27 protein-coding genes and 1 tRNA gene are annotated in these 25,291 nt (G+C 57.7%); 17 read left to right on the forward strand and 11 right to left on the reverse strand.

Annotation, left to right across the window (positions count from 1 at the left end; genetic code table 11):
- The first annotated feature begins 2 nt into the window (after positions 1-2).
- The 4 genes from EDB94_RS06850 to EDB94_RS06865 are packed head-to-tail and all read left to right on the forward strand — an operon-like array spanning position 3 to position 2,676.
- On the forward strand, positions 3-1,256 hold the full coding sequence (locus tag EDB94_RS06850; protein WP_108017863.1) for an aminotransferase class V-fold PLP-dependent enzyme: 1,254 nt from the start codon (positions 3-5) through the stop codon (positions 1,254-1,256).
- Between the two features lie 13 nt (positions 1,257-1,269).
- Complete coding sequence (locus EDB94_RS06855) at positions 1,270-1,623, forward strand: iron-sulfur cluster assembly accessory protein (protein WP_008169339.1); 354 nt, start codon at positions 1,270-1,272, stop codon at positions 1,621-1,623.
- Positions 1,624-1,662: 39 nt separating this feature from the next.
- Positions 1,663-2,205, forward strand: coding sequence for a putative Fe-S cluster assembly protein SufT (sufT, locus tag EDB94_RS06860; protein WP_008169336.1), 543 nt, complete (start codon positions 1,663-1,665; stop codon positions 2,203-2,205).
- Positions 2,206-2,676, forward strand: coding sequence for a SufE family protein (locus tag EDB94_RS06865; RefSeq protein ID WP_008169334.1), 471 nt, complete (start codon positions 2,206-2,208; stop codon positions 2,674-2,676).
- Between the two features lie 12 nt (positions 2,677-2,688).
- On the opposite strand, the gene EDB94_RS06870 is transcribed toward EDB94_RS06865, so the two are convergent.
- Positions 2,689-3,894 (reverse strand): flagellar assembly protein T N-terminal domain-containing protein, encoded by a 1,206-nt coding sequence (locus EDB94_RS06870; protein WP_108017864.1) that lies wholly within the window; start codon positions 3,892-3,894, stop codon positions 2,689-2,691.
- A 36-nt stretch (positions 3,895-3,930) separates the two neighbouring features.
- A complete protein-coding gene (locus tag EDB94_RS06875; protein ID WP_014578232.1) occupies positions 3,931-4,479 on the reverse strand; it encodes an LPP20 family lipoprotein in 549 nt (182 codons plus the stop codon).
- A 248-nt stretch (positions 4,480-4,727) separates the two neighbouring features.
- On the opposite strand from EDB94_RS06875, the gene traF reads away from it, so the two are divergent.
- The 5 genes from traF (at position 4,728) to trmL (ending at position 9,856) form a co-directional block, all read left to right on the forward strand.
- Positions 4,728-6,029, forward strand: coding sequence for a conjugal transfer protein TraF (gene traF / locus EDB94_RS06880; protein ID WP_108017865.1), 1,302 nt, complete (start codon positions 4,728-4,730; stop codon positions 6,027-6,029).
- 175 nt (positions 6,030-6,204) lie between these two features.
- Positions 6,205-7,326 (forward strand): multifunctional CCA tRNA nucleotidyl transferase/2'3'-cyclic phosphodiesterase/2'nucleotidase/phosphatase, encoded by a 1,122-nt coding sequence (locus tag EDB94_RS06885; protein WP_108017866.1) that lies wholly within the window; start codon positions 6,205-6,207, stop codon positions 7,324-7,326.
- 9 nt (positions 7,327-7,335) lie between these two features.
- The gene (locus EDB94_RS06890) at positions 7,336-8,082 is read left to right on the forward strand and encodes a pteridine reductase (RefSeq protein ID WP_108017867.1); all 747 of its coding nucleotides are present in this window, start codon (positions 7,336-7,338) and stop codon (positions 8,080-8,082) included.
- Between the two features lie 125 nt (positions 8,083-8,207).
- Positions 8,208-9,386 carry an acetyl-CoA C-acetyltransferase gene (locus EDB94_RS06895; protein WP_108017868.1) on the forward strand — a complete coding sequence of 393 codons (1,179 nt, stop codon included), beginning with the start codon at positions 8,208-8,210 and terminating at the stop codon, positions 9,384-9,386.
- 5 nt (positions 9,387-9,391) lie between these two features.
- Positions 9,392-9,856 (forward strand): tRNA (uridine(34)/cytosine(34)/5-carboxymethylaminomethyluridine(34)-2'-O)-methyltransferase TrmL, encoded by a 465-nt coding sequence (trmL, locus tag EDB94_RS06900; protein WP_108017869.1) that lies wholly within the window; start codon positions 9,392-9,394, stop codon positions 9,854-9,856.
- A gap of 49 nt (positions 9,857-9,905) precedes the next feature.
- On the opposite strand, the gene secB is transcribed toward trmL, so the two are convergent.
- Both secB and EDB94_RS06910 read right to left on the reverse strand, forming a co-directional pair.
- Positions 9,906-10,409 (reverse strand): protein-export chaperone SecB, encoded by a 504-nt coding sequence (gene secB, locus EDB94_RS06905; RefSeq protein WP_008169324.1) that lies wholly within the window; start codon positions 10,407-10,409, stop codon positions 9,906-9,908.
- 144 nt (positions 10,410-10,553) lie between these two features.
- The gene (locus EDB94_RS06910; protein ID WP_008169323.1) at positions 10,554-10,970 is read right to left on the reverse strand and encodes a rhodanese-like domain-containing protein; all 417 of its coding nucleotides are present in this window, start codon (positions 10,968-10,970) and stop codon (positions 10,554-10,556) included.
- A gap of 147 nt (positions 10,971-11,117) precedes the next feature.
- Between EDB94_RS06910 and gpmM the strand changes: the two genes are divergently transcribed.
- The 4 genes from gpmM (at position 11,118) to EDB94_RS06930 (ending at position 16,135) form a co-directional block, all read left to right on the forward strand.
- A complete protein-coding gene (gpmM, locus tag EDB94_RS06915) occupies positions 11,118-12,665 on the forward strand; it encodes a 2,3-bisphosphoglycerate-independent phosphoglycerate mutase (protein ID WP_008169322.1) in 1,548 nt (515 codons plus the stop codon).
- A gap of 20 nt (positions 12,666-12,685) precedes the next feature.
- Complete coding sequence (locus EDB94_RS06920) at positions 12,686-13,819, forward strand: murein hydrolase activator EnvC (protein ID WP_108017870.1); 1,134 nt, start codon at positions 12,686-12,688, stop codon at positions 13,817-13,819.
- Positions 13,820-13,916: 97 nt separating this feature from the next.
- Positions 13,917-15,323, forward strand: coding sequence for a S41 family peptidase (locus EDB94_RS06925; protein WP_008169320.1), 1,407 nt, complete (start codon positions 13,917-13,919; stop codon positions 15,321-15,323).
- Complete coding sequence (locus tag EDB94_RS06930) at positions 15,320-16,135, forward strand: divergent polysaccharide deacetylase family protein (RefSeq protein ID WP_008169319.1); 816 nt, start codon at positions 15,320-15,322, stop codon at positions 16,133-16,135. Before EDB94_RS06925 ends, EDB94_RS06930 begins: the two co-directional genes overlap by 4 nt.
- On the opposite strand, the gene hisF is transcribed toward EDB94_RS06930, so the two are convergent.
- From hisF to EDB94_RS06955, 5 genes are all read right to left on the reverse strand, one after another.
- Positions 16,132-16,905: an imidazole glycerol phosphate synthase subunit HisF gene (gene hisF / locus EDB94_RS06935; RefSeq protein ID WP_014578247.1), complete on the reverse strand. Its 774-nt coding sequence runs from the start codon at positions 16,903-16,905 to the stop codon at positions 16,132-16,134. The genes EDB94_RS06930 and hisF overlap by 4 nt on opposite strands.
- A gap of 9 nt (positions 16,906-16,914) precedes the next feature.
- Positions 16,915-17,652 carry a 1-(5-phosphoribosyl)-5-[(5-phosphoribosylamino)methylideneamino]imidazole-4-carboxamide isomerase gene (gene hisA / locus EDB94_RS06940; RefSeq protein ID WP_014578248.1) on the reverse strand — a complete coding sequence of 246 codons (738 nt, stop codon included), beginning with the start codon at positions 17,650-17,652 and terminating at the stop codon, positions 16,915-16,917.
- On the reverse strand, positions 17,646-18,287 hold the full coding sequence (gene hisH / locus EDB94_RS06945) for an imidazole glycerol phosphate synthase subunit HisH (protein ID WP_108017954.1): 642 nt from the start codon (positions 18,285-18,287) through the stop codon (positions 17,646-17,648). Before hisH ends, hisA begins: the two co-directional genes overlap by 7 nt.
- A gap of 71 nt (positions 18,288-18,358) precedes the next feature.
- The gene (gene hisB, locus EDB94_RS06950) at positions 18,359-18,952 is read right to left on the reverse strand and encodes an imidazoleglycerol-phosphate dehydratase HisB (RefSeq protein ID WP_007153401.1); all 594 of its coding nucleotides are present in this window, start codon (positions 18,950-18,952) and stop codon (positions 18,359-18,361) included.
- 138 nt (positions 18,953-19,090) lie between these two features.
- Positions 19,091-19,552: an SRPBCC family protein gene (locus EDB94_RS06955; protein ID WP_008169307.1), complete on the reverse strand. Its 462-nt coding sequence runs from the start codon at positions 19,550-19,552 to the stop codon at positions 19,091-19,093.
- A 193-nt stretch (positions 19,553-19,745) separates the two neighbouring features.
- Here EDB94_RS06955 and EDB94_RS06960 point away from each other — a divergent pair, with 193 nt between their 5' ends.
- The 4 genes from EDB94_RS06960 (at position 19,746) to EDB94_RS06975 (ending at position 23,523) form a co-directional block, all read left to right on the forward strand.
- Positions 19,746-21,911 (forward strand): AsmA family protein, encoded by a 2,166-nt coding sequence (locus EDB94_RS06960; RefSeq protein ID WP_108017871.1) that lies wholly within the window; start codon positions 19,746-19,748, stop codon positions 21,909-21,911.
- On the forward strand, positions 21,911-22,978 hold the full coding sequence (gene mutY / locus EDB94_RS06965) for an A/G-specific adenine glycosylase (protein ID WP_108017872.1): 1,068 nt from the start codon (positions 21,911-21,913) through the stop codon (positions 22,976-22,978). Before EDB94_RS06960 ends, mutY begins: the two co-directional genes overlap by 1 nt.
- A 75-nt stretch (positions 22,979-23,053) precedes the next feature.
- Positions 23,054-23,326 (forward strand): oxidative damage protection protein, encoded by a 273-nt coding sequence (locus EDB94_RS06970; RefSeq protein ID WP_008169302.1) that lies wholly within the window; start codon positions 23,054-23,056, stop codon positions 23,324-23,326.
- Positions 23,327-23,447: 121 nt separating this feature from the next.
- A tRNA-Phe gene (locus EDB94_RS06975) sits at positions 23,448-23,523 on the forward strand.
- Between the two features lie 6 nt (positions 23,524-23,529).
- Here the strand turns inward: EDB94_RS06975 and EDB94_RS06980 are convergent.
- Both EDB94_RS06980 and EDB94_RS06985 read right to left on the reverse strand, forming a co-directional pair.
- A complete protein-coding gene (locus EDB94_RS06980; protein ID WP_108017873.1) occupies positions 23,530-24,162 on the reverse strand; it encodes a hypothetical protein in 633 nt (210 codons plus the stop codon).
- Positions 24,163-25,140: a tyrosine-type recombinase/integrase gene (locus EDB94_RS06985; protein ID WP_108017874.1), complete on the reverse strand. Its 978-nt coding sequence runs from the start codon at positions 25,138-25,140 to the stop codon at positions 24,163-24,165.
- Positions 25,141-25,291 lie beyond the last annotated feature (151 nt).

The following is a 25,291-nucleotide window of genomic DNA, read 5'->3' on the forward strand; positions in this document are numbered from 1 at the left end:
TTATGACCGATCTGTCCGTGGCAAGCACCGCCAAGCGCACCACCTTCGACGTGGACGCGATTCGCCGGGATTTCCCGATCCTGTCCCAGCAGGTAAACGGAAAGCCCCTGGTGTATCTGGACAACGGTGCGTCGGCCCAGAAGCCGGAGGCTGTGCTGGATGCCATGGATCGGTATTACCGTGAGATGCACTCCAACGTCCATCGGGGCGCCCATACGCTGGGAGACCGTGCGACCTCCGCCTTCGAGGGTGCCCGCGAGACTGTTCGAAACTTCCTGAACGCCGAAAGCACCCGGGAAATTATCTGGACCCGCGGCACGACCGAGGCCATCAACCTGGTTGCCAATGGGCTCGCCCCGCGCCTGAGGGCTGGCAACGAGATCCTGGTGAGCCACATGGAACACCACGCCAACATCGTGCCCTGGCAGATGATTGCCGAGCGCACGGGTGCGAAAGTGGTGCCTGTTCAGGTGACACCGGAAGGCGAGCTGGACCTTGAATCCTTCACCAGCCTGCTCAATGAGAAGACTCGGGTGCTGGCAATCACCCACGTTTCCAACGTTCTTGGCACGGTGAACCCGGTGGCGGCCCTGATTGAACAGGCCAAGGCCCACGGCATCATCACCCTGGTGGACGGGGCCCAGGCGGTACCTCATTACCAGCCGGACGTTCAGGCGCTGGGCTGCGACTTTTACGTGTTCTCATCGCACAAGCTGTTTGGCCCCACAGGTATTGGTGTGCTTTACGGTAAGGCCCAGTTGCTGGAGGAAATGCCTCCCTACCAGGGCGGCGGCGAGATGATCGAACGAGTGTCCTTTGAGCGGACCACCTGGAATACCCTGCCCTACAAATTCGAGGCAGGCACCCCGGCCATTGCCGAGGCAGTCGGACTGGGAGCCGCCATCGACTACCTGAACGGCCTGGATCGTTCCGCCATGGAAGCGGCCGAGACCGCCCTCCTTGAGCGGGCCAACCAGCTGGTGGAAACCGTACCCGGCATGGAGATTATCGGTACGGCAAAAAACAAAGTGCCGGTTATATCCTTTAAAATTGCCGGCCTGCACCCCAGTGATATAGGCACGCTGCTGGATCAGCAGGGAATCGCAATCCGCACGGGCCACCATTGCGCCATGCCGCTGATGGATTTCTATGGAGTTCCCGGTACAGCCAGGGCTTCATTCGCGTTCTACAATACCCTGGACGAGGTGGATACATTGTTTACCGCCCTGCAGAAAGTCCAGCGTCTGTTTGCCTGATGGAGGTGGAATTATGACAGCCGAAGTCTTCACCCCGACCGTCGCCGTCACCATGACGCCCAGCGCGGTCAAGCACGTGCGCAAACAGCTGGAGAAAAAGCCGGACGCCAAGGGCATTCGGCTGGCCATCAAGAAAAGTGGCTGCTCCGGCTTCAAATACGAAACCCAATGGGTGGAAGACACCGCCGCCGACGACAAGGTGTTTCACATTGATGGCGTCGATGTTTTCGTGAAAGAAGAGCATCTGCCGCTGGTGAACGGCATCGAGATCGATTTTGTGACGGAGGGCGTGAACTCCATGTTCCAGTTCCGCAATCCGAACGCCACCGCAGAGTGCGGTTGCGGCGAGAGTTTTACCGTCGCGTAATCCGATATAAAGATTGAAAAGAGCGAGGCCCGAACAGGCATGCAAGAACGGGAAGTGGTCCTGACCAAACGCGAGGTGGAAGCCCGCCTTGTTCCTTCCGGAACCGAAATCATGATTCCGTCGGACACCTTTGTGACCATCACGCAGTCGCTGGGTGGCACCTTTACGGTCGCTGTTAACGGTAACCTTGCCCGGATTGAAGGCCACAATGCCGACGCGCTCGGCAAGAAACCCCTTGAAAGCAGCTTTGAAACCCCGGAAGACGGCACCGTCAACGAAAACCAGGTCTGGGAAGCCATGCAGAACTGCTACGATCCGGAAATTCCGGTGAACGTAGTGGATCTGGGCCTGATTTACGAGTGCAGGATTGAAAATGGTACCGAAGACGGCAACCATGTGTACGTGCTGATGACGCTGACTGCCGCCGGCTGCGGCATGGGCCCGGTGATAACCGAAGATGTGAAAACCAAGCTCGAGCATGTGCCCAATGTGGACAAGGTGACCGTTGAACTGACCTTCGATCCGCCCTGGAGCAACGAAATGCTCACCGACGAAGCCAAACTCGAACTGGGAATGCTGTAAATGACTGCCAGTGAACAGGACTTTCTGAACAACCCCTTGGGTAAAGACACCACCCTGGATGACGTTCTCGATGGCTTCGAGCTGCTGGACGACTGGGAAGAGCGCTACGCTTTTATCATTGATCTGGGCAAGCAGCTTCCTGCGTTTCCCGAGGAATCCCGGGTTGAAGAAAACTATGTTCATGGCTGCCAGAGCCAGGTCTGGCTGATTCATCATTACGATGAAGACAGTGGCCGGCTGTACCTGTTGATTGACTCCGACGCCATGATTGTTCGTGGACTAGCTGCCATCATCCTGGTCGCCCTTAACGGCAAAACCCCGAGGGACCTGCTGGCCACGGACATTGATGAGTTATTCGAGCAGCTGGACCTGTTCCGGCACATTTCCCCGACCCGCGGCAACGGGCTCAGGGCGATGGTTGGCAAGATCCGCGACATTGCGGCCGCCGAGGTGGCCAACGCCAGCAATTGATGCCCGTCAGTCCTACCAGATAATCGCTATATCATCTCTCTGGATATTCACGATGCCGCCAAGTTGCGGCATGGTACCCCGGCTGAAATGCGGCTGAACTTTTTCGAGCGTCACTGACAAGTCGCTGTCCTGTAACTCTGGTGAGTCATCGGGTGATTCCAGGTAGCGCTTGCTGCGATAGATCTTTAACTCATCACCCGGTCTGAGGCCTGCTGTAGCCCCGGATTCCAGCGTTACAGAAAAGTCGTCTACCCGCGCAATTCTGGTCATGAAGGGCTGACACGCCAATGCATCCGTTACTGCCATCGCCATGTCTGCGATAACATCCTCGACAGCCTGACCGTAGGCGGTTTTCTGGAAGCCGGCAGAGCCGAATCCTGCTGAACTGCCAGGCCCGGCATCCCAATCGGCCGCGGCTTCAAATCTCTGACGATAGACCGGCGCGCCACTGAAGCCGTCGAAGATAACGAGATCAGCCGCAAACCGGCGCCGTTGATCTACCGCCCCGATGCCCCGCTGCATTTTATCCAGCACGGAGGTGCCCCAAGCTGACGGATCCGCAACGCCAAGATCCCGGATAACGCCTGTCACTACGAACTGAACGCCCATTTCACGGGCCAGTTCCAGCACGTTGGTCAATCGATTGTCGCCCCGTTGTACCGTAGGCGCGTTCAGCAGATCCGTGAACATCCGTGAGGTTGTCGCCCCAAAAACCTGCAATCCGCCCTGAGCCACCAAACGCTGCTGGAGTTGTTGCGGCAAGATTTCGCCGGCGTCATCAATCCGCCCCACCCTGGCCTGGTCGGGATACAACAAAGGAAATCCGGTCACTGCGACACGCTTTTTCAGGCGCCCGGAGTCTCCCGATCCGCATTGGCTGCGACTCTCGCTGATATCGCCCCGGACAATCACCCGCAACAGATTGCCACTCTGGTACTCATCAATTACCCGCACATTCCGGGCTCTGGCGCTTGACGCCAGATCCATACGTGACTCGGTGATCACGCCGTTTTTCATAGTGTCGTGCGTGCTTACCCTGGCTTCATACTGCAGGGAAAGGTCCCGGATTGCGGCCTTGCGGGCCTCAGCCCGGGCGGCTTCCAGGTTGCCATTGTGGATATTGGCGTGGCCCACGCCTTCCAGAACCACCGCATGGGCGGCAGAAACCACGAAAAGCGCCAGAGCTCCGAGCACAGCCAGTGACAGCAAGCGTTTCATAATTCTCGATACTCCCTACACTCTCTATACTCTCGATCAATCAAGGTAATACAGGGAATCCACGCCTTTGCTCTGCACATCGCCCACGCTGTCATTTTCCTGCGGCATGGGAATCGGGCAGAGATCCCGCACCTGATCATCAGCAACCTTGGCCACACAGGCCCGGAAACGTGGCTCGAGCTTCAGTTCCATTACCGTTTCGAAGACACCGTCGCTGTGCTCGTTGACCGCGACCAACTTGGCGCCGCGAATGTAGCTGTCGACGTAGGTTCTGAAGGTGTCATTGCGCAGCACAAAATCATTAACGGTGGAACTGCCGTACACGACGGTACCGTAGACCCGTTCAACGAGATTCCGGTAGGCGTCCAGCTGGGAGGCCCGGCGGGCCATCAGACGTTTGCGGGTATTTGAACGGTCGGCCGCAACATCCTCATAGGTACCCAGACCGCTCACCCGCACAGTAATTGGCTCCAGCATCGTATCCTGACGGGACTGGTTGCCATTATCCCCCTGATAACTGCCAACCGGCGCACAAGCAGCCACCGTTGTTGCCAGCAGAGGCATAAGTATCCAGCGAAGGTTCATTGCGTGTCTCCAGAAAACGTCATTTCCGATTTCCCATGAAAAAACTACGCCAGTTTTTCTAACTGCCTGATATTCCGATCAACAACTCCCAACCGCATTATTTTGCAATCCCTATGCGGCAAAAAACTGCCTCTGTTTACACATCAAAAACAAACCGTTACCCCATGCGTCATGAGCTGGATAAGGTTCTGCCTTACCCTTTCAGGTACGTAACATCTATTTTGCCTTTTTACCTGACAGGAATCTTCATGACCGGATATCGCCTGACCAAACTTTCTCTGGCTATTGGTCTTTCCATTGCCACCAGTTCTGCACTGGCCAGCCCGCAGTCGTTTATGTCTGCCCGCTCTTTTGCCATGGGTGGCACTGGCGTCGCTGTAGCAACGCCATCATCAGCGCCGATGGATAACCCGGCGATGATGGCCTCCGATCACCACAGCTGGAACGATGATTTTGGGTTGATGCTGCCCTCGGTGAATGCTCGCGCAGCGGATGAGGAAGAAACAGTTGACCAGGTGGATGATATCCAGGATGTAATCACTGATCTTGAATCGCTCGTTTCCGGTTTTGATCCCAATACCGACGACCCACAAAGTATTCAGGACGGCGCCGCCGATCTCAGCGACCGTTTGACCGAATTCGACAGGGACACCATGCGAGTGAACGCCGCTCTGGGGCTGGGCCTGGCTGTGCCGGGACAATCTCTGGCTGTCGGCGTGTTTACCAATGCAAACCTGACAGCAACCGTTCGTGGTGACGTGTCCGATCAGGATATTACCGCACTGAATGCGATTGCCACTGCAGCAACGGCCCAGGACGTTCAGAATGCCGTCGACCAGATCAGTACGAATGGCACCCTGAACCTGACATCACAAGGAAAAATACTGGCATCCGCCGTCGGGGAAGTGGGCATCAGCTTCGCACGGGCTTTTGAGCTACAGGATGGCAACAGCTTCCAGCTTGGCCTATCGCCGAAATACGTGGAGCTGCGCACCTTCCAGTACACGGAAGCGGTTTCCGGTTTCGAAGATGACGAATTCGACGATGACCAGTATCAGACTGAAAAGAGCGGCTTCAACCTCGACGTGGGCGCAGCCTACAGCTTTGGTGATTCCAACCAGTGGAACACCGGAATTGTCGTTAAAAACCTGATCCCCATGGAGCTCGACTCCGCTGCGAGCCGGCCTTTGCTCGGAGAGGAAGTTCGCACATTAAAGCTGGACCCGATGGTTACAGCGGGCATCGCGCACAAGAGCGAATACCACGTTATCACCGCGGAAGTGGACCTGACTAAAAAGGAAGCCTTTGGCTTTGAGGACGACACCCAGTGGGCAGCTCTTGGCGCCGAATTCGACGCCTTCCGTTACGCCCAGTTGCGGGTGGGTGTTCGCCACAACCTGGCCAGCAACGATGACAACGACGGCATTGAAGAGAAAACCCAGTTCACTGCAGGTCTCGGACTGAACATTGTCGGCGTCCGCCTCGATATCGGCGCCCTGTACAGCGATGCTGATGCCGGTGCCGCCCTGGAGCTTGGCACCGCGTTCTGATGAAAAGCTGAAAGTGGGGTCAGATGAAGATTTCATCTGACCCCAAGCTCCAATCAAAGCCCGCCCGGGCAATCCGGGCGGGCTTTTTTATGGCCCTCATGCGTCACAGGTTTGCCTGCCCTGCCCGGGAACCGGATAATCCACCGACACACTCCCGAAAGGAATCAGCGATTTCATGCAGGCCTATCTGGTTGGCGGTGCCGTTCGTGACGAATTACTCGGCCTTGAGGTCAAGGACCGGGATTGGGTGGTGGTCGGCGCAACTCCAAGGGAAATGCTAGCCAACGGCTTCAAGCAGGTGGGCGCGGACTTCCCGGTATTTCTGCATCCCCGAACCCGGGAAGAATATGCCCTGGCTCGCACCGAACGGAAACAGGGTCGCGGCTACCATGGCTTCACTGTTTACAGCGCGCCCGACGTCACCCTTGAGCAGGATTTGAAGCGCCGGGACCTGACCATCAATGCGATGGCAAAAGCTGAAAACGGCGATCTGGTCGACCCCTTTGAAGGCCGCAGAGATATTGAAGATCGCAAGCTTCGGCATGTCTCGGAGGCCTTCGCGGAAGACCCCCTGAGAATTCTGCGCACCGCACGGTTCGCAGCCCGCTTTCACCCGCTGGGATTTTCCGTGTGCGACCAGACCATGGCCCTGATGAAGCGCATGGTGGATAGCGGAGAAGTAGACCACCTGGTGCCCGAACGGGTCTGGCAAGAATTCCAGCGGGCGCTGCATGAACAGGCGCCCGAGGCCTTTTTCGAAGTTCTTCGTGACTGCGGCGCCCTTGAGGTTCTTATTCCGGAATTAGCTTCGGAAAAAGTTTTTCAACTCGCGATGGCGGCACTTGGCTGCGTCCACCGCCGCTTGCACGCCCAGACGGAGGAGCGTTTTGCGGCCCTGCTCTCCCCTCTGGATGCCCCTGTTGCAAAGGACCGGGCCAAAGCCCTGAAGGCACCCAATGACTGTCAGAATCTGGCGCGACTGGTTACTGCCTTCACACCCCAGATCCGGGACATTGATGCGCAACGACCGGAAGCCGAAACGCTTCTGGACCTGCTCGACCAGGCGGACGTCTGGCGCCGCCCGGAACGTTTTTCGCAACTCACGAAGGTGCTCGAGTGCGCCTTGCCGGGCGATTCCCTCACACTGGACCTGCTGCGAACCGCCTCGGAAGCGGCGACCGGCGTTGAGCCGAGAACCCTCCTGGCGCAAGGGTATAAAGGCAAGGAACTGGGCAGCGCAATCCGGACTGAACGCCTGAAACGCATCGGCGACGCCGTCGCCCCGACCAACCACTGAGGAGGCACCATGCCGTCCACAACGCCTGTTGCCCTGATCACCGGCGCAGCCCACCGTCTTGGCGCAGAGACTGCCCGGACACTTCACGAAAGAGGGTGGAACCTGGTGATTCACTACCGAAGCCGGGAAGAGCAGGCGAACTCACTGATTGCGCAGATGAACCGCCAACGGCCCGACTCCGCCTGCGCCCTGCAGGGGGATTTGAGCCAGTTAACTGGAGTGGACCGGCTGGCCAGTGACGCCATCGCACAGTGGGGCCGACTGGACGCACTGGTGAACAATGCATCGGTCTTCTACCCCACCCCGACCGCAGACGCCACCGAAGACGACTGGAACACAATCCTGAACACCAACCTACGGGCCCCATTTTTCCTGCTTCAGGGATGCCTGGCCGAACTTCGGCGAAACCGCGGCAGCGTTGTAAATCTGATCGATATTTACAGCGAAAGACCCATCGATGATCACCCGCTGTACTGCGCCACCAAGGCCGGCCTGGCTGCCCTGACGCGCTCCTGGGCAAAAGACCTGGCGCCGGACGTGCGCGTGAACGGCGTATCGCCAGGCGCAATCCTCTGGCCAGAGGGCGAAGCAGAGATGGACCAATCCGCCCAGCAGGCAATCCTTCAGAAGACGCCACTGGCCCGCACCGGCAACCCTGACGATATTTCCGAAACCATTGCGTTCCTGATCTGCGATGCGCCCTTTATCACCGGGCAGATCGTCTCTGTTGATGGCGGCCGAAGCCTGAACATGTAGCACAACCCGCACATGACAGACCTGTTCTTTGGCCGGTGACCGCTTTCCGGATACAATGCCAGCAGTTTTCAATCCTGCTCGCGCCGGCCCCAATCCCGCGCGCGCCACTGATCCGGAGAATTCCCATGCGTGATGTCGTTATTGTTGCCGCCCGCCGTACTGCTATCGGAACCTTTGGCGGAGGTCTTTCCAGACTGAGCGCAGACCAGCTGGGAACCGCCGTCATCAAGGCACTAATGGAAGAAACCGGCGTTGCCGGTGACCAGATCAACGAGGTGGTACTGGGCCAGGTTCTTACCGCCGGCTGTGGTCAGAACCCGGCTCGCCAGTCTGCCATTAACGCCGGCATTCCAGCGTCGGTGCCCGCCATGACCATCAACAAGGTCTGCGGCTCAGGGCTGAAAGCGGTTCACATGGCGGTACAGGCCATCCGCTGTGGCGACGCCGAGATGATGATCGCCGGTGGCCAGGAGAGCATGAGCCAGGCGCCCCATGTGCTGCCCAACAGCCGGAATGGCCAGCGGATGGGCAACTGGTCGATGGTGGATACCATGATCAAGGACGGCCTGTGGGACGCCTTCAACGATTACCACATGGGCATCACGGCCGAGAACATCGTCGAGAAATACGGCATCAGCCGGGACGAGCAGGACGAGTTTGCAGCGGCGTCCCAGCAGAAGGCCGCCGCCGCTCGCGAAGCCGGCTATTTCGATGGCCAGATTGTTCCGGTCTCCATTCCCCAGCGTAAGGGAGACCCGATTGTCGTTGACCGCGATGAAGGCCCCCGCGACGGCGTCACTGCCGAGGGGCTTGGCAAACTCCGTGCGGCCTTCAAGAAAGACGGCACCGTTACCGCCGGCAACGCCTCATCCCTCAACGATGGCGCCGCAGCCGTGATGGTCTGCAGTGCCGAGAAAGCGAAAGAACTGGGGCTGACTCCGATCGCCACCATCAAGGCCTACGCCAACGCAGGCGTGGACCCGACGATTATGGGCACCGGCCCGATCCCGGCCAGCCAGCGCTGCCTGAAGCTTGCCGGTTGGAGCACGGAGGATCTGGACCTGGTGGAAGCCAACGAAGCCTTCGCTGCCCAGGCCATTTCCGTGAATCGCGACATGGGCTGGGACACCGGCAAGGTTAACGTGAACGGCGGTGCCATTGCCCTGGGCCACCCCATCGGCGCATCCGGCTGCCGCATTCTGGTCTCCCTGCTGCATGAAATGGTTCGCCGCGATGTTCACAAGGGCCTGGCCACACTGTGCATCGGAGGCGGCATGGGCGTTGCCCTGGCCGTCGAGCGCTAAGCTTCATGCTCCACGTTGTGCTGTACGAGCCGGAGATACCGCCGAACACCGGCAATATCATCCGGCTCTGCGCCAACACCGGCTGCCAGCTGCATCTGATCGAACCTCTGGGTTTTAACCTGGAAGACAAGCAAATGCGGCGGGCCGGGCTGGATTACAGCGAGTACGCAACGGTCAGGATCCACAAGAGTTACCAGGACTTCCTGGCCAGCGAGCAACCCGGACGCCTGTTCGGGTTCACCACCAAAGGCAGCGCCCATTACCACGAAGTGAGCTACCAGGATGGCGACTACCTGATGTTCGGCCCGGAAACCCGCGGCCTTCCCGCTGATGTCCGCGAGGGGTTGCTGCCTGAGCATCGCCTGCGGGTTCCCATGCAACCGCATAGCCGCAGCCTGAATCTCTCCAATACCACAGCCCTGGCGGTTTACGAGGCCTGGCGGCAGCTGGGGTTTAACGGAGCGACATAAAAAAACCGGCCTGAGCCGGTTTTTTTATATCTGATCACAGTGGTTCGGATCAGTGAGTCTGCTGCTCTTCGCTTGCCTCACCAGCAGCTTCTTCCTGCTTGCGCTTGAGCGCCTGGGCATAGATGGCGTCGAAGTTCACCGGCGCCAGCATCAGGGCCGGGAAGCTGCCCTTGCTCACAATACCGTCGATCGCTTCGCGCGCATACGGGAACAGGATGGTCGGGCAGTAGGCGCCCAGCATCTGGCCCAGCTGCTGGCCTTCGATGCCCTGAACCAGGAACACGCCGCCCTGCTGGATCTCGACGATGTAAGCTACCTTCTCACCCACTTTCGCGGTGACGGTCAGGGAAAGCACAACCTCATACTGGTTGTCGCTGACCTTGTTGTGAGACGTATTCAGATCCAGATTCACCTGCGGCTTCCACTGCTCCTGAAATACCAGCGGAGAGTTGGGTGACTCAAAAGACAGGTCCTTCACATAGATGCGCTGAAGGGCAAACTGGGGTTGGTTCTGGTTGTCACTGCCTGCTGCGGCTTGCTGATTCTCAGCCATTTTCAATCCTTTCGTTCTCGATCATGGGCTCTGGGCCCGTTGTTATGGGATGTTGTGAAGTGTGCTGCCGGGACATTCTACGTTGGCGCCGGGCCGGCTTATGTGAAACAGTGCGGCAGAATGATCTTCAGATCAAGGGCTGCTCTATTTCTTCACCAGCGGAAGATTGCTGGCTTTCCAGTCGGCAACGCCGCCGTTCAGGCGAACCACATTGCTGAAGCCTTCCGCGTTCAGCTGTTTAACCGCCATGGCAGAATGCTGGCCCATCTTGTCGGCAACGATGATCTGTTTGTCCTTGAACTTGCTCAGCTCACCAACCCGGCTCTTCAGGCTGTTCAGGGGAATATTGATCGAGCCGGTAATGCGGCCCTCACCAAACTCCTTGCGGTCCCGGATGTCGACTACAACGGCTTCATCCTTGTTGATCAGATTGACCGCACCCTGGGCCGAGATCTTGGCACCGCCACGACGGGACTCCAGAATGAGAATGGCAACCAGGAATGCCACGAACAGCGACACAAGAATGTAGTGGTTAACGACAAATTCAAACAACCGGTCCATGAATTTACCCTGATAATGAGTTTGGCGGGATTATACACAGCCTGCTCCCCGGACAGAAGGTGACGAAAGTGGCCAGTAAATGCGAAAATAGATAAACTTCGTTTTCGTTTTAGTAAATTTACTAACATTTTACTTCCGGACTTAATGATGACTGCAATGCGCAAGCCGACTGCACTGATTATCCTGGACGGCTGGGGCCATCGCGACCCGGCTGAAGACAATGCCATCAGCAATGCCAGCACCCCGTTCTGGGACAAACTCTGGCAAAACCAGCCCAAAACCCTGATCAATACATCGGGCATGTTTGTCGGGCTGCCGCAGGGGCAAATGGGTAACTCGGAAGTTGGCCACATGAACCTGGGCGCAGGGCGCGTGGTCTATCAAAGCCTTACTCGTATCGACAAAGATCTGGAAGAAGGCACTTTCCAGCAGAACGAAGTACTCTGCTCAGCGATCGACAAGGCTGTTCAGAGCGGCCGAGCCGTTCATCTCATGGGTCTGATGTCGCCCGGTGGTGTACACAGCCACGAAGACCACATTATTGCCGCTGCCGAACTTGCCGCCGCACGTGGCGCGAAGGAAGTTTACATCCACGCCTTCCTCGATGGCCGCGACATGCCGCCCCGCAGCGCAAAACCATCCCTTGAGAAGGCCGCGGCCAAACTGAAGAGCCTCGGCGTCGGCCGCGTTGCCTCGATTGTGGGCCGCTACTATGCCATGGATCGCGACAACCGCTGGGACCGCGTGGAAGCGGCCTATAATCTGATGACCCAGGGCACCGCGGAATTCACTGCGGCCGATCCGGTATCCGGGCTGGAACAGGCTTATGAGCGCGGGGAAAACGACGAGTTTGTAACGCCAACCCGAATCCACGCTCCGGGCGAGCCCGAGGGAACGATCAACGATGGTGACACGGTGCTGTTCATGAATTTCCGTGCCGACCGTGCCCGGGAAATGACCCGCACCTTTGTGGAGAAGGACTTCGACGGATTCGAGCGCAAGAAGCACCCGGAACTGGCCGACTTCGTCATGCTGACCGAGTATGCGGCGGACATCAAAACTTCCTGCGCCTACCCGCCCGAACAGCTTACCAATGGCCTTGGCGAATATATGGCGAAGCAGGGCAAGACCCAGTTGCGCATCGCCGAAACCGAGAAATACGCCCACGTAACCTTCTTTTTCAATGGCGGCCTGGAAACACCGTTCGACGGTGAAGAGCGCATTCTTGTGCCCTCACCCAAGGTGGCGACCTACGATCTGCAGCCCGAAATGAGCGCACCAGAGGTAACCGACAAGCTGGTGGAAGCGATCAAGAGCGGCAAGTACGATCTGGTTGTTTGCAATTACGCCAACGGCGACATGGTTGGTCACACGGGCAAGCTGGACGCTGCAATCAAGGCGGCCGAATGCCTGGACGAATGCGTGAAACGCGTTGTCGAGGCCCTGGATGAGGTAGGCGGCGAAGCTCTGATCACGGCTGACCACGGCAACTGCGAACAGATGACCGATCCGAATTCAGGCCAGGTTCACACTGCCCACACCATCGGCCCGGTGCCGCTGGTATACACCGGCCACCGCAAAGTTGTGTTGAAGAACGACGGCAGCCTGAGCGACGTTGCACCCTCTTTGCTCGCCCTGATGGGAATGGAGCAACCGAAGGAAATGACCGGGCACAGCCTGGTTGAGATCGGCTGATCCGGGAACGGAACCAACCCTTGCAACTCCACGCGATTCTGGCGCTCGCCCTCCTTCTGGGCGCAGCGCCGGCAACAGCCCAGCAGGATGTAACCCCGGCTCAGATCGAGGAACTCAAGGAACGCATTGAGGACATCGACGACTGGCTGGAGGACGCCGAAGAGGACCGCTCCTCGATGGAGCGGCAACTTGCCGCGACCGAAAAGAATATCAGCCGCCTGACCCGTGAACGCCGCTCCCTGCGCCAGCAGGCCGAACAGCAGCAGCATAGGCTCCGTGAACTGGAAAGCGAGGCGCAGGAGCTCACCCGAACCCTTGACCGCCAGCGGGACAGTCTCAAGAAGCAGATCCGCGCCGCCTGGATGGAAGGCGATGCGCCAGCCGTAAAGGTACTGCTTAACGAAATTGATCCGGACAAGATCGCCCGGACCATGACCTACTACGAATACCTCAGCAAGGACACAGTCGACCGCCTAGAGGCGTTCAGACAAAGCCTGCAAGAACTCAGAAGCACACAGGCTGCCGTGCAATCAACCCGGGTTGAACTGGCCAGAACTGAGGAAAACGTCGCCAAACGCCAGCAGGAACTGACAGCATCGAGAAAGGAGCGCCAACAGACACTGGCCGCCCTCAATGCCGACATCCAGAACCGGCGCAGCGAGCGGGAAGAACTGGAATCCGACCGCAAACGGCTTGAAAACCTGCTGGCAGAAGTGCAGCAGGCGATCAACAACATCCCCTCACCCAATGAATCCCAGCCCTTCGCCTCATTACGTAACAAACTGCCCTGGCCCGTAAAGGGACAGGTCCTGAGTCGCTACGGAGAGCGCTATGCCGACGGCAAACTCCGTCGCAACGGCCTGCTGATCGGCACCGGGGACGAAGCGGAGATCCGCGCCATACACTATGGCCGGGTGGTATTTGCCAACTGGCTTCGGGGCTTTGGCCTGATCACCATCATCGACCACGGCGACGGCTACATGACCCTGTACGGCCACAGCAGCAGCTTGTTTACCAGCCCAGGCGACTGGGTGGCTGCCGGCGAACCCATTGCCCAGGCGGGCCGTACCGGCGGCACAGATTCCCCGGCGCTCTACTTTGAAGTCCGGCACAATGGGAAACCCGACAACCCTGGCCGATGGCTGGCAAACTGAGAGCCCCCGGGAGGGCTGACAAACGCCGCAGGTAACGCCATACTGTCCGAAGTCAGGGAAACCAGTCCAACTATCGGAATAAAAACGGGATATGTGAATGAAACGGGTCAGAAGTACACTCCACGCCTTGCCATTACGCAGCATTGCTCTCGCTACCTGTTTCGCAACCGCTTCCGGACTGGCCTGGGCCCAGGATAAAGACGCCGCCACCGAGCAGCTGCTGGAAGGCATCCAGAACGGCGAACGTGTGGAAATAAGCCTGCCGGATCCGGAGAAGCAGCTGCCACTGGAAGACCTCCGCAAGTTCACCGAGGTATTCAGCCGCATCAAAGATGCGTACGTCGAGGAAGTAAGCGATCGCAAACTCCTCGAAAGCGCCATTAAAGGCATGCTGTCAGACCTCGATCCTCACTCCACCTACCTGGCACCCAAGGACTACGAAGAGCTCGAAGAGAGCACCTCCGGCGAGTTCGGCGGGCTGGGCATTGAAGTGGGCATGGAAAACGGCTTTGTGAAAGTGATTGCCCCCATCGACGACACGCCAGCGCAGAAGGCAGGGGTTCAGGCGGGGGACCTGATCATCAAGCTGGATGAAAAACCGGTTAAAGGCATGAGCCTGGAAGAGGCTGTCCAGCTCATGCGGGGCAAACCCGGCTCGATCCTGACGCTCACCATTATGCGTGAGGGCGAAAGCGCTCCCATCGAAATCGAAGTGGAACGGGACGTTATCAAGGTCACCAGTGTGAAATCCCGAATGCTGGAAAATGGTTACGGCTATGTTCGCATTACCCAGTTCCAGGCGGATACCGGCTCGCAGTTCAAGGATGCCCTCAATGGACTGGAAGACGAACTCGGACGCGATCTTGACGGCCTTGTTATCGACCTGCGCAACAACCCGGGCGGGGTGCTGCAGGCGGCCGTAGAGACCGCAGATGCCCTGCTTGATGACGGACTGATCGTCTACACCGAGGGCCGCATCCAGAGTTCCCGCCTGCGCTTCAGCGCGCGGTCGGGCGACATCATGGAAGGCACGCCTATTGTCGTGCTGATCAACGGCGGCTCCGCCTCTGCTTCAGAAATCCTCGCCGGCGCGCTTCAGGACCATGAGCGCGCTGTGGTGATGGGCACCAAATCCTTTGGCAAGGGCAGTGTCCAGACGGTCATTCCGCTGGATGAGACCCACGCCATCAAGATGACTACCGCGCGCTATTACACACCGGATGGCCGCTCCATCCAGGCCACCGGCATCAAACCCGATATTGAAGTACGTCCGGCGGAACTCAAGGAGCTCGACAGCAAGCCGTTCTTCACCGAAGCGGATCTGAGCGGGCACCTTGAAGGACAGAACGAAGGGCAGGACCAAGATGGAAACGATGATGCCCAGAACGCAACCGGTTCTCTTGCCGACCGGGATTATCAGCTACGCTCGGCACTGAACCTGCTCAAGGGAATCCGGATTCTGAACCCGAACAAGAGCGCCAAGGCAGAAGGAAGCGATCAGTGAGAGTAGTCAGTACTCTGCTGGCCGTAGCATTCTGTTTTACTGCCGGCACGGTGTCCGCGGAGCCGGCCCGAAAGGCACTGCCGCCCACAATTGCCATCATTATTGATGACATGGGCCACAGCCTTGTTGAAGGTGAGCGACTGGCAAATCTGGATCAGCCGCTCACGCTGGCTTTTCTACCGTACCGTCCACACACGGACAGTCTGGCCCGGCTCGCCTATAAGCAGCACAAGGAAATCATGCTGCACGCCCCCATGGCCAACACCCGCAACTATGGCCTGGGTCCGGGCGGCCTGACCCCCGAGATGGACGAACAGAGCATGGTGACCACCCTTCGCCGTGCCTTGCAGTCGATTCCCCATGTCCAGGGCGTGAACAACCATATGGGCAGCCTGCTGACCCAGCAACTGCAGCCCATGGACTGGGTCATGAAAGAGCTGTTCCGCTACCCGGTGTACTTTATCGACAGCCGCACCATCGCCTCATCCGTGGCCGGTGATGTCGCAGCGGCGTACCGCATTCCGACCATGACCCGGGACGTGTTTCTCGACCACGAACAGACCGAAGAGTTTGTGGATCGCCAGTTCAAACTGCTGATCAAGCGCGCCAAAGAAAACGGTAGCGCCATCGGCATTGGCCATCCTCACAAAGTCACCGTGGATTACCTGGAGAAGCACCTACCCAAACTGGATGAGCAAGGCATCGCCATTGCCACGGTCAGCGGCCTTTGGGCCATGCGCAACGGCAATCGGGAGATGTTTGCGGAAGGAGAAAAGCAGGCCATTCGACCTGCTTTTGCAAAGAAGGATTAATCGCGGACTTCTATGCCCTGAGCCTTCATGAAGGCCTTCGCTTCAGGAATGGTGTGCTGTCCGAAGTGAAAGATTGACGCCGCCAATACCGCATCGGCACCGCCCTGAGTCACGCCATCAGCCAGGTGCTGCAGCTCTCCGACACCGCCTGAGGCAATCACCGGCACAATCACAGCGTCGCTGATGGCTTTGGTCAGCCCGAGATCAAATCCGATCTTGGTGCCGTCCCGGTCCATGCTGGTCAGCAGTAACTCACCAGCGCCCATTTCCACCATCTTGCGGGCCCATTCCACGGCATCCAGCCCTGTGGGCTTGCGGCCACCGTGGGTAAAGATTTCCCACCGGGGCTCCTCGCCCTCTTCACTCACCCGCTTGGCATCAATGGCCACCACGATGCACTGGCTGCCAAAGCGATCCGCCGCTTCCCGGACAAACTCCGGGTTGAACACGGCTGCGGTATTGATCGACACCTTGTCTGCGCCAGCATTCAGGAGCTTGCGTATGTCATCGACGGTGCGCACACCACCGCCGACAGTCAGCGGAATGAAGACTTCCGCCGCCATTCGCTCAACGGTCTCGTAGGTGGTGTCACGGCTCTCATGGCTGGCCGTGATGTCGAGGAAGGTGATTTCATCGGCACCCTGCTCGTTGTAACGACGGGCCACTTCCACCGGGTCGCCGGCATCGCGGATATCAACGAAATTGACGCCCTTCACCACGCGGCCTTTATCGACATCGAGGCAGGGAATGATGCGTTTCGCCAGAGCCATAAGCCGCCCTTACCCCTTCAGACCGTCGCAGAAGGCCTGCGCTTCAGCGACATCCAGGGTGCCTTCATAGATCGCACGACCCGTGATGGCACCAAGGATGCCCTTGTCCGCCACGGTAGCCAGGCGTTTCAGATCATCCATATTGGTCACGCCACCAGAGGCGATAACCGGAATTCCGCCCTCTTCTGCCAGTGCAGCTGTTGCTTCCACATTAACGCCCTGCATCATGCCGTCTCGGCTGATATCGGTGTACACAATCGCGTCCACGCCGTCGTTGGCAAAGCGCTTGGCAAGATCGGTAGCCATCACTTCCGAGACCTCCGCCCAGCCATCGGTGGCCACGCGGCCGTCTTTGGCGTCCAGGCCGACGATGATGTGACCCGGGAATTTTTTGCACATCTCAGTGACAAATTCCGGCTCCTTCACCGCCTTGGTGCCAATGATGACCCACTGCACACCGGCCTTCAGGTAGGCTTCGATGGTTTCTGCCGACCGGATACCGCCACCGATCTGGATGGGAAGATCCGGGTATTTACGGGCAATGGCCTGGACAATCTCGCCGTTGACCGGCTCACCGGCAAACGCGCCGTTCAGGTCAACCAGGTGCAGCCGGCGGGCGCCGGCTTCCACCCAGCGAGTGGCCATATCGACAGGATCGTCACCAAACACCGTGGAGTCGTCCATCCGGCCCTGACGCAGGCGTACACATTTGCCGTCTTTCAGATCGATTGCAGGAATTATCAGCATTTTCCAGTCCAGTTTGTAAAATTCTCGAGCAACTGCAGGCCCGCCCGGGCACTTTTCTCCGGGTGGAATTGCACTGCAAAAATATTGTCTCGCGCGACTGCTGCCGCAAGGTCCACCCCATAGCGGGTGCGGCCTGCCATATCGATGTTGCCCTCGGCTTCTGCGTAGAAGCTGTGCACGAAGTAGAAACGGTCACCCTCGGGAATGTTATGCCAAAGGGGGTGATCAATGGTCTGCTGCACCTGGTTCCAGCCCATGTGGGGCACTTTCAGGCGCTCGCCGTTTTCCGTGAGGTGGTCACCGAAATAGCGTACTTCCGAAGGAAACAGGCCGATGCAGTCAACGCCGCCGTTCTCTTCACTGCGGGACATCAGGGCTTGCATGCCCACGCAGATGCCAAGAAACGGGCGATCCTGAGAGACCTCACGAACCAGATCCACTACCCCGAGACGATGCATTTCGGCCATACAGTCGCGAATGGCACCGACGCCAGGGAGGATGACACGATCGGCTTCACGGATTTTTTCGGCGTTGTCGGTGACCAGCACGGTGGTGTCCGGGGCAACGTGCTCCACTGCTTTTTTGGCAGAGTGAAGATTGCCCATGCCGTAGTCGATAATGGCAACGGTTTTCATGGTTGTTGCGGTGTCCTTGATTGACCGGTCAAACATGACCGGTTAAAGCGAGCCTTCTGGCGACGAGGCGTTTACAGCGAACCCTTGGTAGACGGTGTAATACCGGCCATCCGCTCGTCCATTTCAATCGCCATACGCAGGGCACGGCCGAAGGCCTTGAACACGGTTTCAATCTGATGGTGGGTGTTTTTACCCTTCAGATTGTCGATGTGCAGGGTCACCATGGAATGGTTCACGAAGCCGTGGAAAAACTCCTCGAACAGGTCGACGTCAAAGCCACCCACGGCACCGCGAGTGTATGGCACATCCATCATCAGGCCCGGGCGACCGGACAGATCGATAACGACTCGGGAGAGCGCCTCATCCAGCGGGACATAAGCGTGGCCGTAGCGGCGAATGCCCTTTTTGTCGCCAACCGCCTGTTTGAAGGCCTGGCCAAGGGTTATGCCGATGTCTTCCACGGTGTGGTGGTCATCAATGTGCAGGTCGCCCTTCGAAACGATATTCAGATCCACCAGACCGTGGCGGGCGATCTGGTCCATCATGTGCTCCAGAAACGGCACGCCGGTATCGAAACTGGATTTGCCGGTTCCGTCGAGATCAATCTCAACGGTGATCTGGGTTTCAAGGGTATTTCTCTCTACCCGAGCCTTGCGTTCGGCCATGGGGACTCCGTGACAATTGAGCGGCATAAAGCCGGAAAAATTCGATCCGGCGATTATACCTTTTATGTCGGCTGGAGTCCCACAACCGGTTTAATCGCTACGATAGCGAAGTGCAGGTAGATGGCAGAGAGGGCTGCGTCAGAACGCCTTCTTCAGATTGTTCATGTAAGTGTCTACGAGGCTGTTGAACTCGTGCTTGATAACCGGGCTGATGGCCAGCTTGAGCAGGCTGGGCAGGGGCACAGTCAACTCTGCGCTGGTCTGGAACTTCACGGCGGTGGCATTGTCGCCCTTGGACTTGATGGTCCAGGAACCACTCACGACGCCATTGCCCTCACCCTTCACCGGCTCCCAGGTAATCTTGCCGGCGTCTTTGTCCGAATGGTATTTGCAGGCGTACACCGACTGGATGGCGTGTTTGTCGACGCCCACTTTTTCCATTTCCCAACGGTAGGCGTTATCGCCGAGGTCGGTCAGTTTGTGGACTTTCGGGAAGTGACTGGCTGAACGTGGCACATCCGCCAGCAGATCGAACACTTCATCATAGCTGCCCGGAATCTCAAGTTCGCGGTTCAGCTCAATCGAAACGGTAATAGCCACGGCCAACTCCTTCTTGTGTTTATAGGTATCAATGTAGTCGGAAAATCAGGGTCGTGTATTTTGGCCCAACACTACCGCATTGTCATACTCCCGCGCTGTTAATTTGTTAACCCTGCGTTATCCTTTGGATCATTAGCGTCGGTATTCACAGCGAATACTGCAAGCTCCTAAAAATAGGAAGGAAGCCTGAATCATGAAAGCCGTCCGTTATGTGCTGATTGCCATCGTTGCACTGATCGTTCTTGCCGTGGCTGCCGTTGCCATCGCCATGGCCGTGATCAACCCCAACGATTACAAACCGCAGATTGAACAGGCCGTTGAGGATGCCACGAACCTGGATCTGGTCCTTGAAGGCGACATCGGCTGGTCTTTTATCCCACTTGGCCTTGAGCTGAATTCCGTAGAGGCCACCCTGGAAGGTGACCGCTTTGTTGCCCTTGAGCAACTGGTGGCCCAGATTGATTTCTGGTCACTGATTGCCATGTCCCCGAGGGTGAATACCTTCGTACTGGACGGGCTGGACGCCCGACTCGAAGTGGACGAACAGGGCAACGGCAACTGGACCCGCATCATGCCCGAGAAGGCGGCGGGAGCGGCAACCGAGGAAACGGCCGGAACCCAGGATGAACAGGCACAAGAGAGCGAGGGCGCCGGCGGCGAGCCTCTGAACTTCAACGTTGAAAACGTTCAGATCAGCAATGCCCAGGTGCACTACACCGACAAGAGCACCGGCCAGTCGGTCACGCTGGAGAATTTCACCGTCAACGCCAGCAACATTACTCTGGGCTCCGAGTTCCCGCTGGAAATCGGGTTCCGGGTAGCCACCACCCAGCCCACGTTTGAAGTGGATGGCAATATCAGCGCCCGCCTCGCCGCCAACGAGGCTCTCAACGAGTTCGCCGTATCCGGTCTGAATGCCGTGTTCGACATGACCGGAGAGCCGTTCGGTGGCAAAGAGGTCACGGCTGAACTGGCGGGCTCTGCCAGGGCGAACCTGGAAAACGAGACCGCTAACCTGAGCGGCTTTACCGCCAGCCTGGCCAACCTGAACCTGTCGACCGATCTTGACGTTACCGGATTCGGCGACAAGCCAACCCTGAGCGGCGAGATCTCCATCGCCGAGTTCTCGCTGAAGGATCTTCTGAACAACCTCGGCCAGCCCCCGGTGGAAACCAGCGATCCGGACGTACTTGAAGCCATCGCCTTCTCCACCGGTATTGGCGGTCCGGCCGGCAAGGTGGAGCTCACCGACCTGACCATCAAACTGGATGACACCACCTTCACTGGTTCCGGCAGTTACAACCTTGCCGACACAGGCGTTGTCTTCCAGCTCCAGGGCGACCAGTTGAATGCCGACCGATACCTGCCACCGAAAGCGGAAGGAGAGGCGGAGGAAGCACCCGCATCCCTGGAAACCGCTGCAGCCGGACCCGAAGGCGACCTTCTGCCCCTGGAGACCATTCGCAGCCTGCTGCTGGATATTGATCTGGGACTCGGCCAGCTGATCGTCAGCAACCTGACTATCAACGAAATCAAAGCCAGCACCACCGCGAAAAACGGCCTGCTCAAGGTTGATGAGTTCAGCGGCAAACTTTACGAGGGCAGCTTTGGTGCCAACGTGACCATCGACGCCCGCAGCGACAATCCGAAATGGACCGTTGGCTCAGACGTAACCAATGTACAGACCCTGCCTTTGCTCACCGATCTGGCAGAAGTGGATATGCTCGCCGGCGGGGCAAATCTCAAAGTGAACGCCAACACCTCTGGCAACCGGATCTCGGCACTGCGCAGCAATGCTGACGGACAGATCAGCTTCAACCTCGCAGAGGGCGAGTTCCGCCGAATGAACCTCACACGCATGGCCTGCCAGGGCATCGCTCTGGTCAACCAGGATGAGCTGACGACCACCGACTGGGGCACTACCACGCCGTTCAACGACATGCGCGGCACCCTGGAAATCAACGGCAACACCCTCAACAACACCGATCTCGTGGCGGCGCTGGCCGGCATCCGCCTCGAGGGCAATGGCACGGTGGATCTGGCCCAGAGCGAACTGGATTATGAGGTTGGGCTAAGAGTCGTTGGTGAGATCCACCGGGACAACGCATGCCGCGTTACCGAATATGTAGAAAACGCGGTTATTCCCGTGGAGTGCCGTGGCAACTTCGCCGAGGACCCGGCAGGACTTTGCTCCTTTGACGGCTCCCGCTTCCGGGACACCCTGAAGACCATCGCCGAAAATGCCGCCAAGGCGAAAGCCCGTGAGGAAGTGGACAAGGCAAAAGCCAAGGCGGAAGAGAAGGTTAAAGAAAAGGTGCAGGAACAGATCGGCGACAAACTCAAAGGACTGTTCAACTGATGCCGGACAGCTTCGCCAACAAACTGCTCCAATGGTACGACTGCCACGGCCGGCATGACCTGCCGTGGCATCACAACCGGAACGCCTACCGTGTGTGGGTTTCCGAAATCATGCTGCAGCAGACACAGGTAACCACGGTTATCCCCTACTTCGAGGCGTTCATGGAACGCTTCCCGGACGTTCATGCCCTGGCCGAAGCGCCGGTGGATGATGTGCTCAGCCACTGGTCCGGTCTTGGTTACTACGCCAGGGCCCGCAACCTGCAGAAAGCCGCCCAGACGGTGGTGCGTGAGTTCGATGGTGAGTTCCCGCAAACCCAGGAGGAGCTTGAATCCCTGACCGGCATTGGCCGCTCCACAGCCGCCGCCATATTGGCCCAGGCCTTCGGCATTCGCGCCGCCATACTGGATGGAAACGTGAAACGGGTGCTGGCGCGCTACCATGCCATACCCGGCTGGCCCGGCCAGACAGCCGTGCTTAACCAGCTGTGGCAACGGGCCGAAGAGCACACGCCGAAACAGCGGGTGCGCGACTACACCCAGGGCATTATGGATCTCGGCGCCATGGTGTGTACTCGCAGCCGCCCGGCCTGCGAGAGCTGCCCGCTGCAAGAGGGCTGCAGAGCCTACGCCCAGGGTGAAACCTCACTCTACCCCGGCTCCAAACCGAAAAAGGCCAAGCCGGAGAAATCCACCTGGATGGTGATTCTTGAGGACGGCGAGGGGCGAATTCTGCTTGAGCGTCGCCCACCCAGCGGCATCTGGGGCGGCCTCTGGAGCCTGCCGGAACTGGACCCGGCCTACGGAGCCGATGAGCTTCAGGAAGCCTGCGAACAGAGCCTGGGGCTGGATTGCGCAGAACCGGAGCTTATCAGCGGCTTTCGACATACCTTTTCCCATTACCACCTGCACATACAGCCCGCCCGGCTGAACGTCACCGGCGGCGCCAACACCGTTGCAGACAAGGATCATCTGAAATGGCTACACCGCCATGAAGCCCTGAACCTCGGCCTGCCTGCTCCAATCCGGTCGCTGCTTACCGAACCGGAGCAAGCTGCTCTGCTTTGATCCAGTGCGCTGGCCCCCTCAGCCGCAACGATCTGTTATCATCACCGCCAGCAACATTTGCCAACAGGAGCCACCATGAGCCGTACTGTTTTCTGCCGCAAATACCAGAAAGAACTGGAAGGCCTGGACTTCCCGCCCATGCCCGGCGCCAAAGGCCAGGACATTTTCGAGAATATTTCGAAGCAGGCCTGGGAAGAATGGCAGGCCCAGCAGACCATGCTGATCAACGAGAAACACCTGAGCCTGATGGACCCGAACACCCGCAAGTACCTGCAGGCGCAGATGGAACATTTCTTCAACAACGAACCGTTCGACAAGGCCGAAGGCTACGTTCCACCGGAACAATAACCCCGGATTGATCAAAGCCTGAGCATGCCTGAAAAGATTCAGAAATTTTTCCGGCTCAGCCTTGACTCAAAACATCGAAACCGGTTTAATAGCGCCCCGTTGCACAGCAGTAGCGCAACATGCCCGGATAGCTCAGTTGGTAGAGCAGGGGATTGAAAATCCCCGTGTCGGTGGTTCGATTCCGCCTCCGGGCACCATCAGATTCAATGACTTAGCCCGCCTTGTGCGGGCTTTGTTGTTTCAGGTGTCCCAATAGTGTCCACGGACTCTAAATAACTTTGAAGCGACGCTTGAACGAGTTCTGCGAAACATCCCTTGGCGGGCAATTTCTCGATCAGCGCCTGAATCTTTCGGTTTAAACACTCCGAGGGGACGTTGGCATCAGAGATCTCCGTGGAAAGCCTGAGCGCTGCATTCCTCCAATGGGAAAGAGCTCTATCTCTTCTAATCTTCACCCAAATTCGGTTGTGTAAGTCCTCAGCTCTCTTCAAATGGATTTGCAAAGAGGAAAGCATCTCCTCCCTACTCTGGGTCGACTGAATGTACGAAGAAAAAGCATTCCTAAAGAGCTCGGCCTCTTCTACAGCCAAATCCGATATCTCAAGGTCTCCGACCAGTCCTCGGTTCATGATGGGCATTAAGGCAGAGTGGGCAAAACCAAAGAACGCTATGCCCAAGGGAATCAAAATCGTAAGAGCAAGCTTTTGTTTCTGGTCTGGTGAACCAGCTCCCTCCACGGTACCGACAAGCTGGTACACAGAAAAAATCATCGCGCCGACGACGAACAAAAAGCAAATCCAGAAAAACGTTTGAGTGAAAAATCGATGTGTGAACATCTAGATTCCTTTCTCTAAAGGGTTGAAACGAGCGGCCAACTCAAGGTGACCCGGCGAAAGATGAGCATACCTCATCGTGAGCTTAATATCTGAATGCCCTAGTATTTTCTGTAGCGTAAGAATATCTCCACCTTTCATGATGAAGTGACTAGCGAAAGTATGACGGCAGATGTGGGTGAGCTGCCCCCTCGGTAAATCGATTCCGGCCCTTTCGATAGCCTTCCGAAACGCAGCGCTGCAGCTGACGAACGGCACTTCTTCTAACAACTCCTCATAGAGTTTCTTTGAAATCGGAACGCTCCTGGACTTGCTGGACTTGGTGAAGTTGTATGTGACTCGGTTGGGCGTGAAATTCGACCTGGTTACGCCTTCCGCTTCGGACCACCTGGCGCCAGTGGCCAGGGCCAGTCGGGTAACGTGGTAGAGATTCGGATTCGATGATGCCTTGCACTCCTCCAGGAGACGGGTAATTTGTTCCTGAGAAAGAAACGCCAGCTCTTGTTCATCCAGTTTGAACTTCCGCAGCTTCTTCAACGGATTTTCGTGTGTCCACTCGCCCTGCCGGATCAGCTCGTTAAAGACGGCACTCAGGTACGTGTGTTCGTGATTTAAGGTGTTCTCCCCTACCCCATCGTTTTCCATCCTGAGACGGCGATAGGTGGCGAAATCGGATACCTTGAAAGACGTTGCTATGGGATTTCGTAGCCGATCGGCCATGGCATCCAGTTTGCGCTTTCGTTTCTCTCCATCCTTCAGGGTGTGGCCATGGGCGTCGTACCACTTCTGAATGAGATCCTTCAGACGCCGGCGATCCTTTGAAGGATTCCAGACCTGGTCCTCGGACTTTCGAAGCAACAGGTGTTGCTCGTACCGTTTCGCTTCTGCCTTGCTGTCAAAGCTTTTTCTGATGCGTTTGGAACCGCGTCCATCCTGGCGGATATCAACCTGCCATCGTCCCGACGGTAGTTTCCTGATCATGCGGCCACCTTGGTCAGCAGTCGTCGTTTTATCAGTCCATCCTGGACGAGCTGAAACAGCTCGTTTTCATAGATTTCCCGTCGTCGGTAATAGGCGCACAGGTCCTCCCACAGTCAGGATTTCTTGAGGCAGTCCCAGGCCTGTCTCGGGT

Source organism: Marinobacter sp. 3-2, assembly GCF_003751355.1.
Lineage (GTDB): Bacteria > Pseudomonadota > Gammaproteobacteria > Pseudomonadales > Oleiphilaceae > Marinobacter > Marinobacter adhaerens.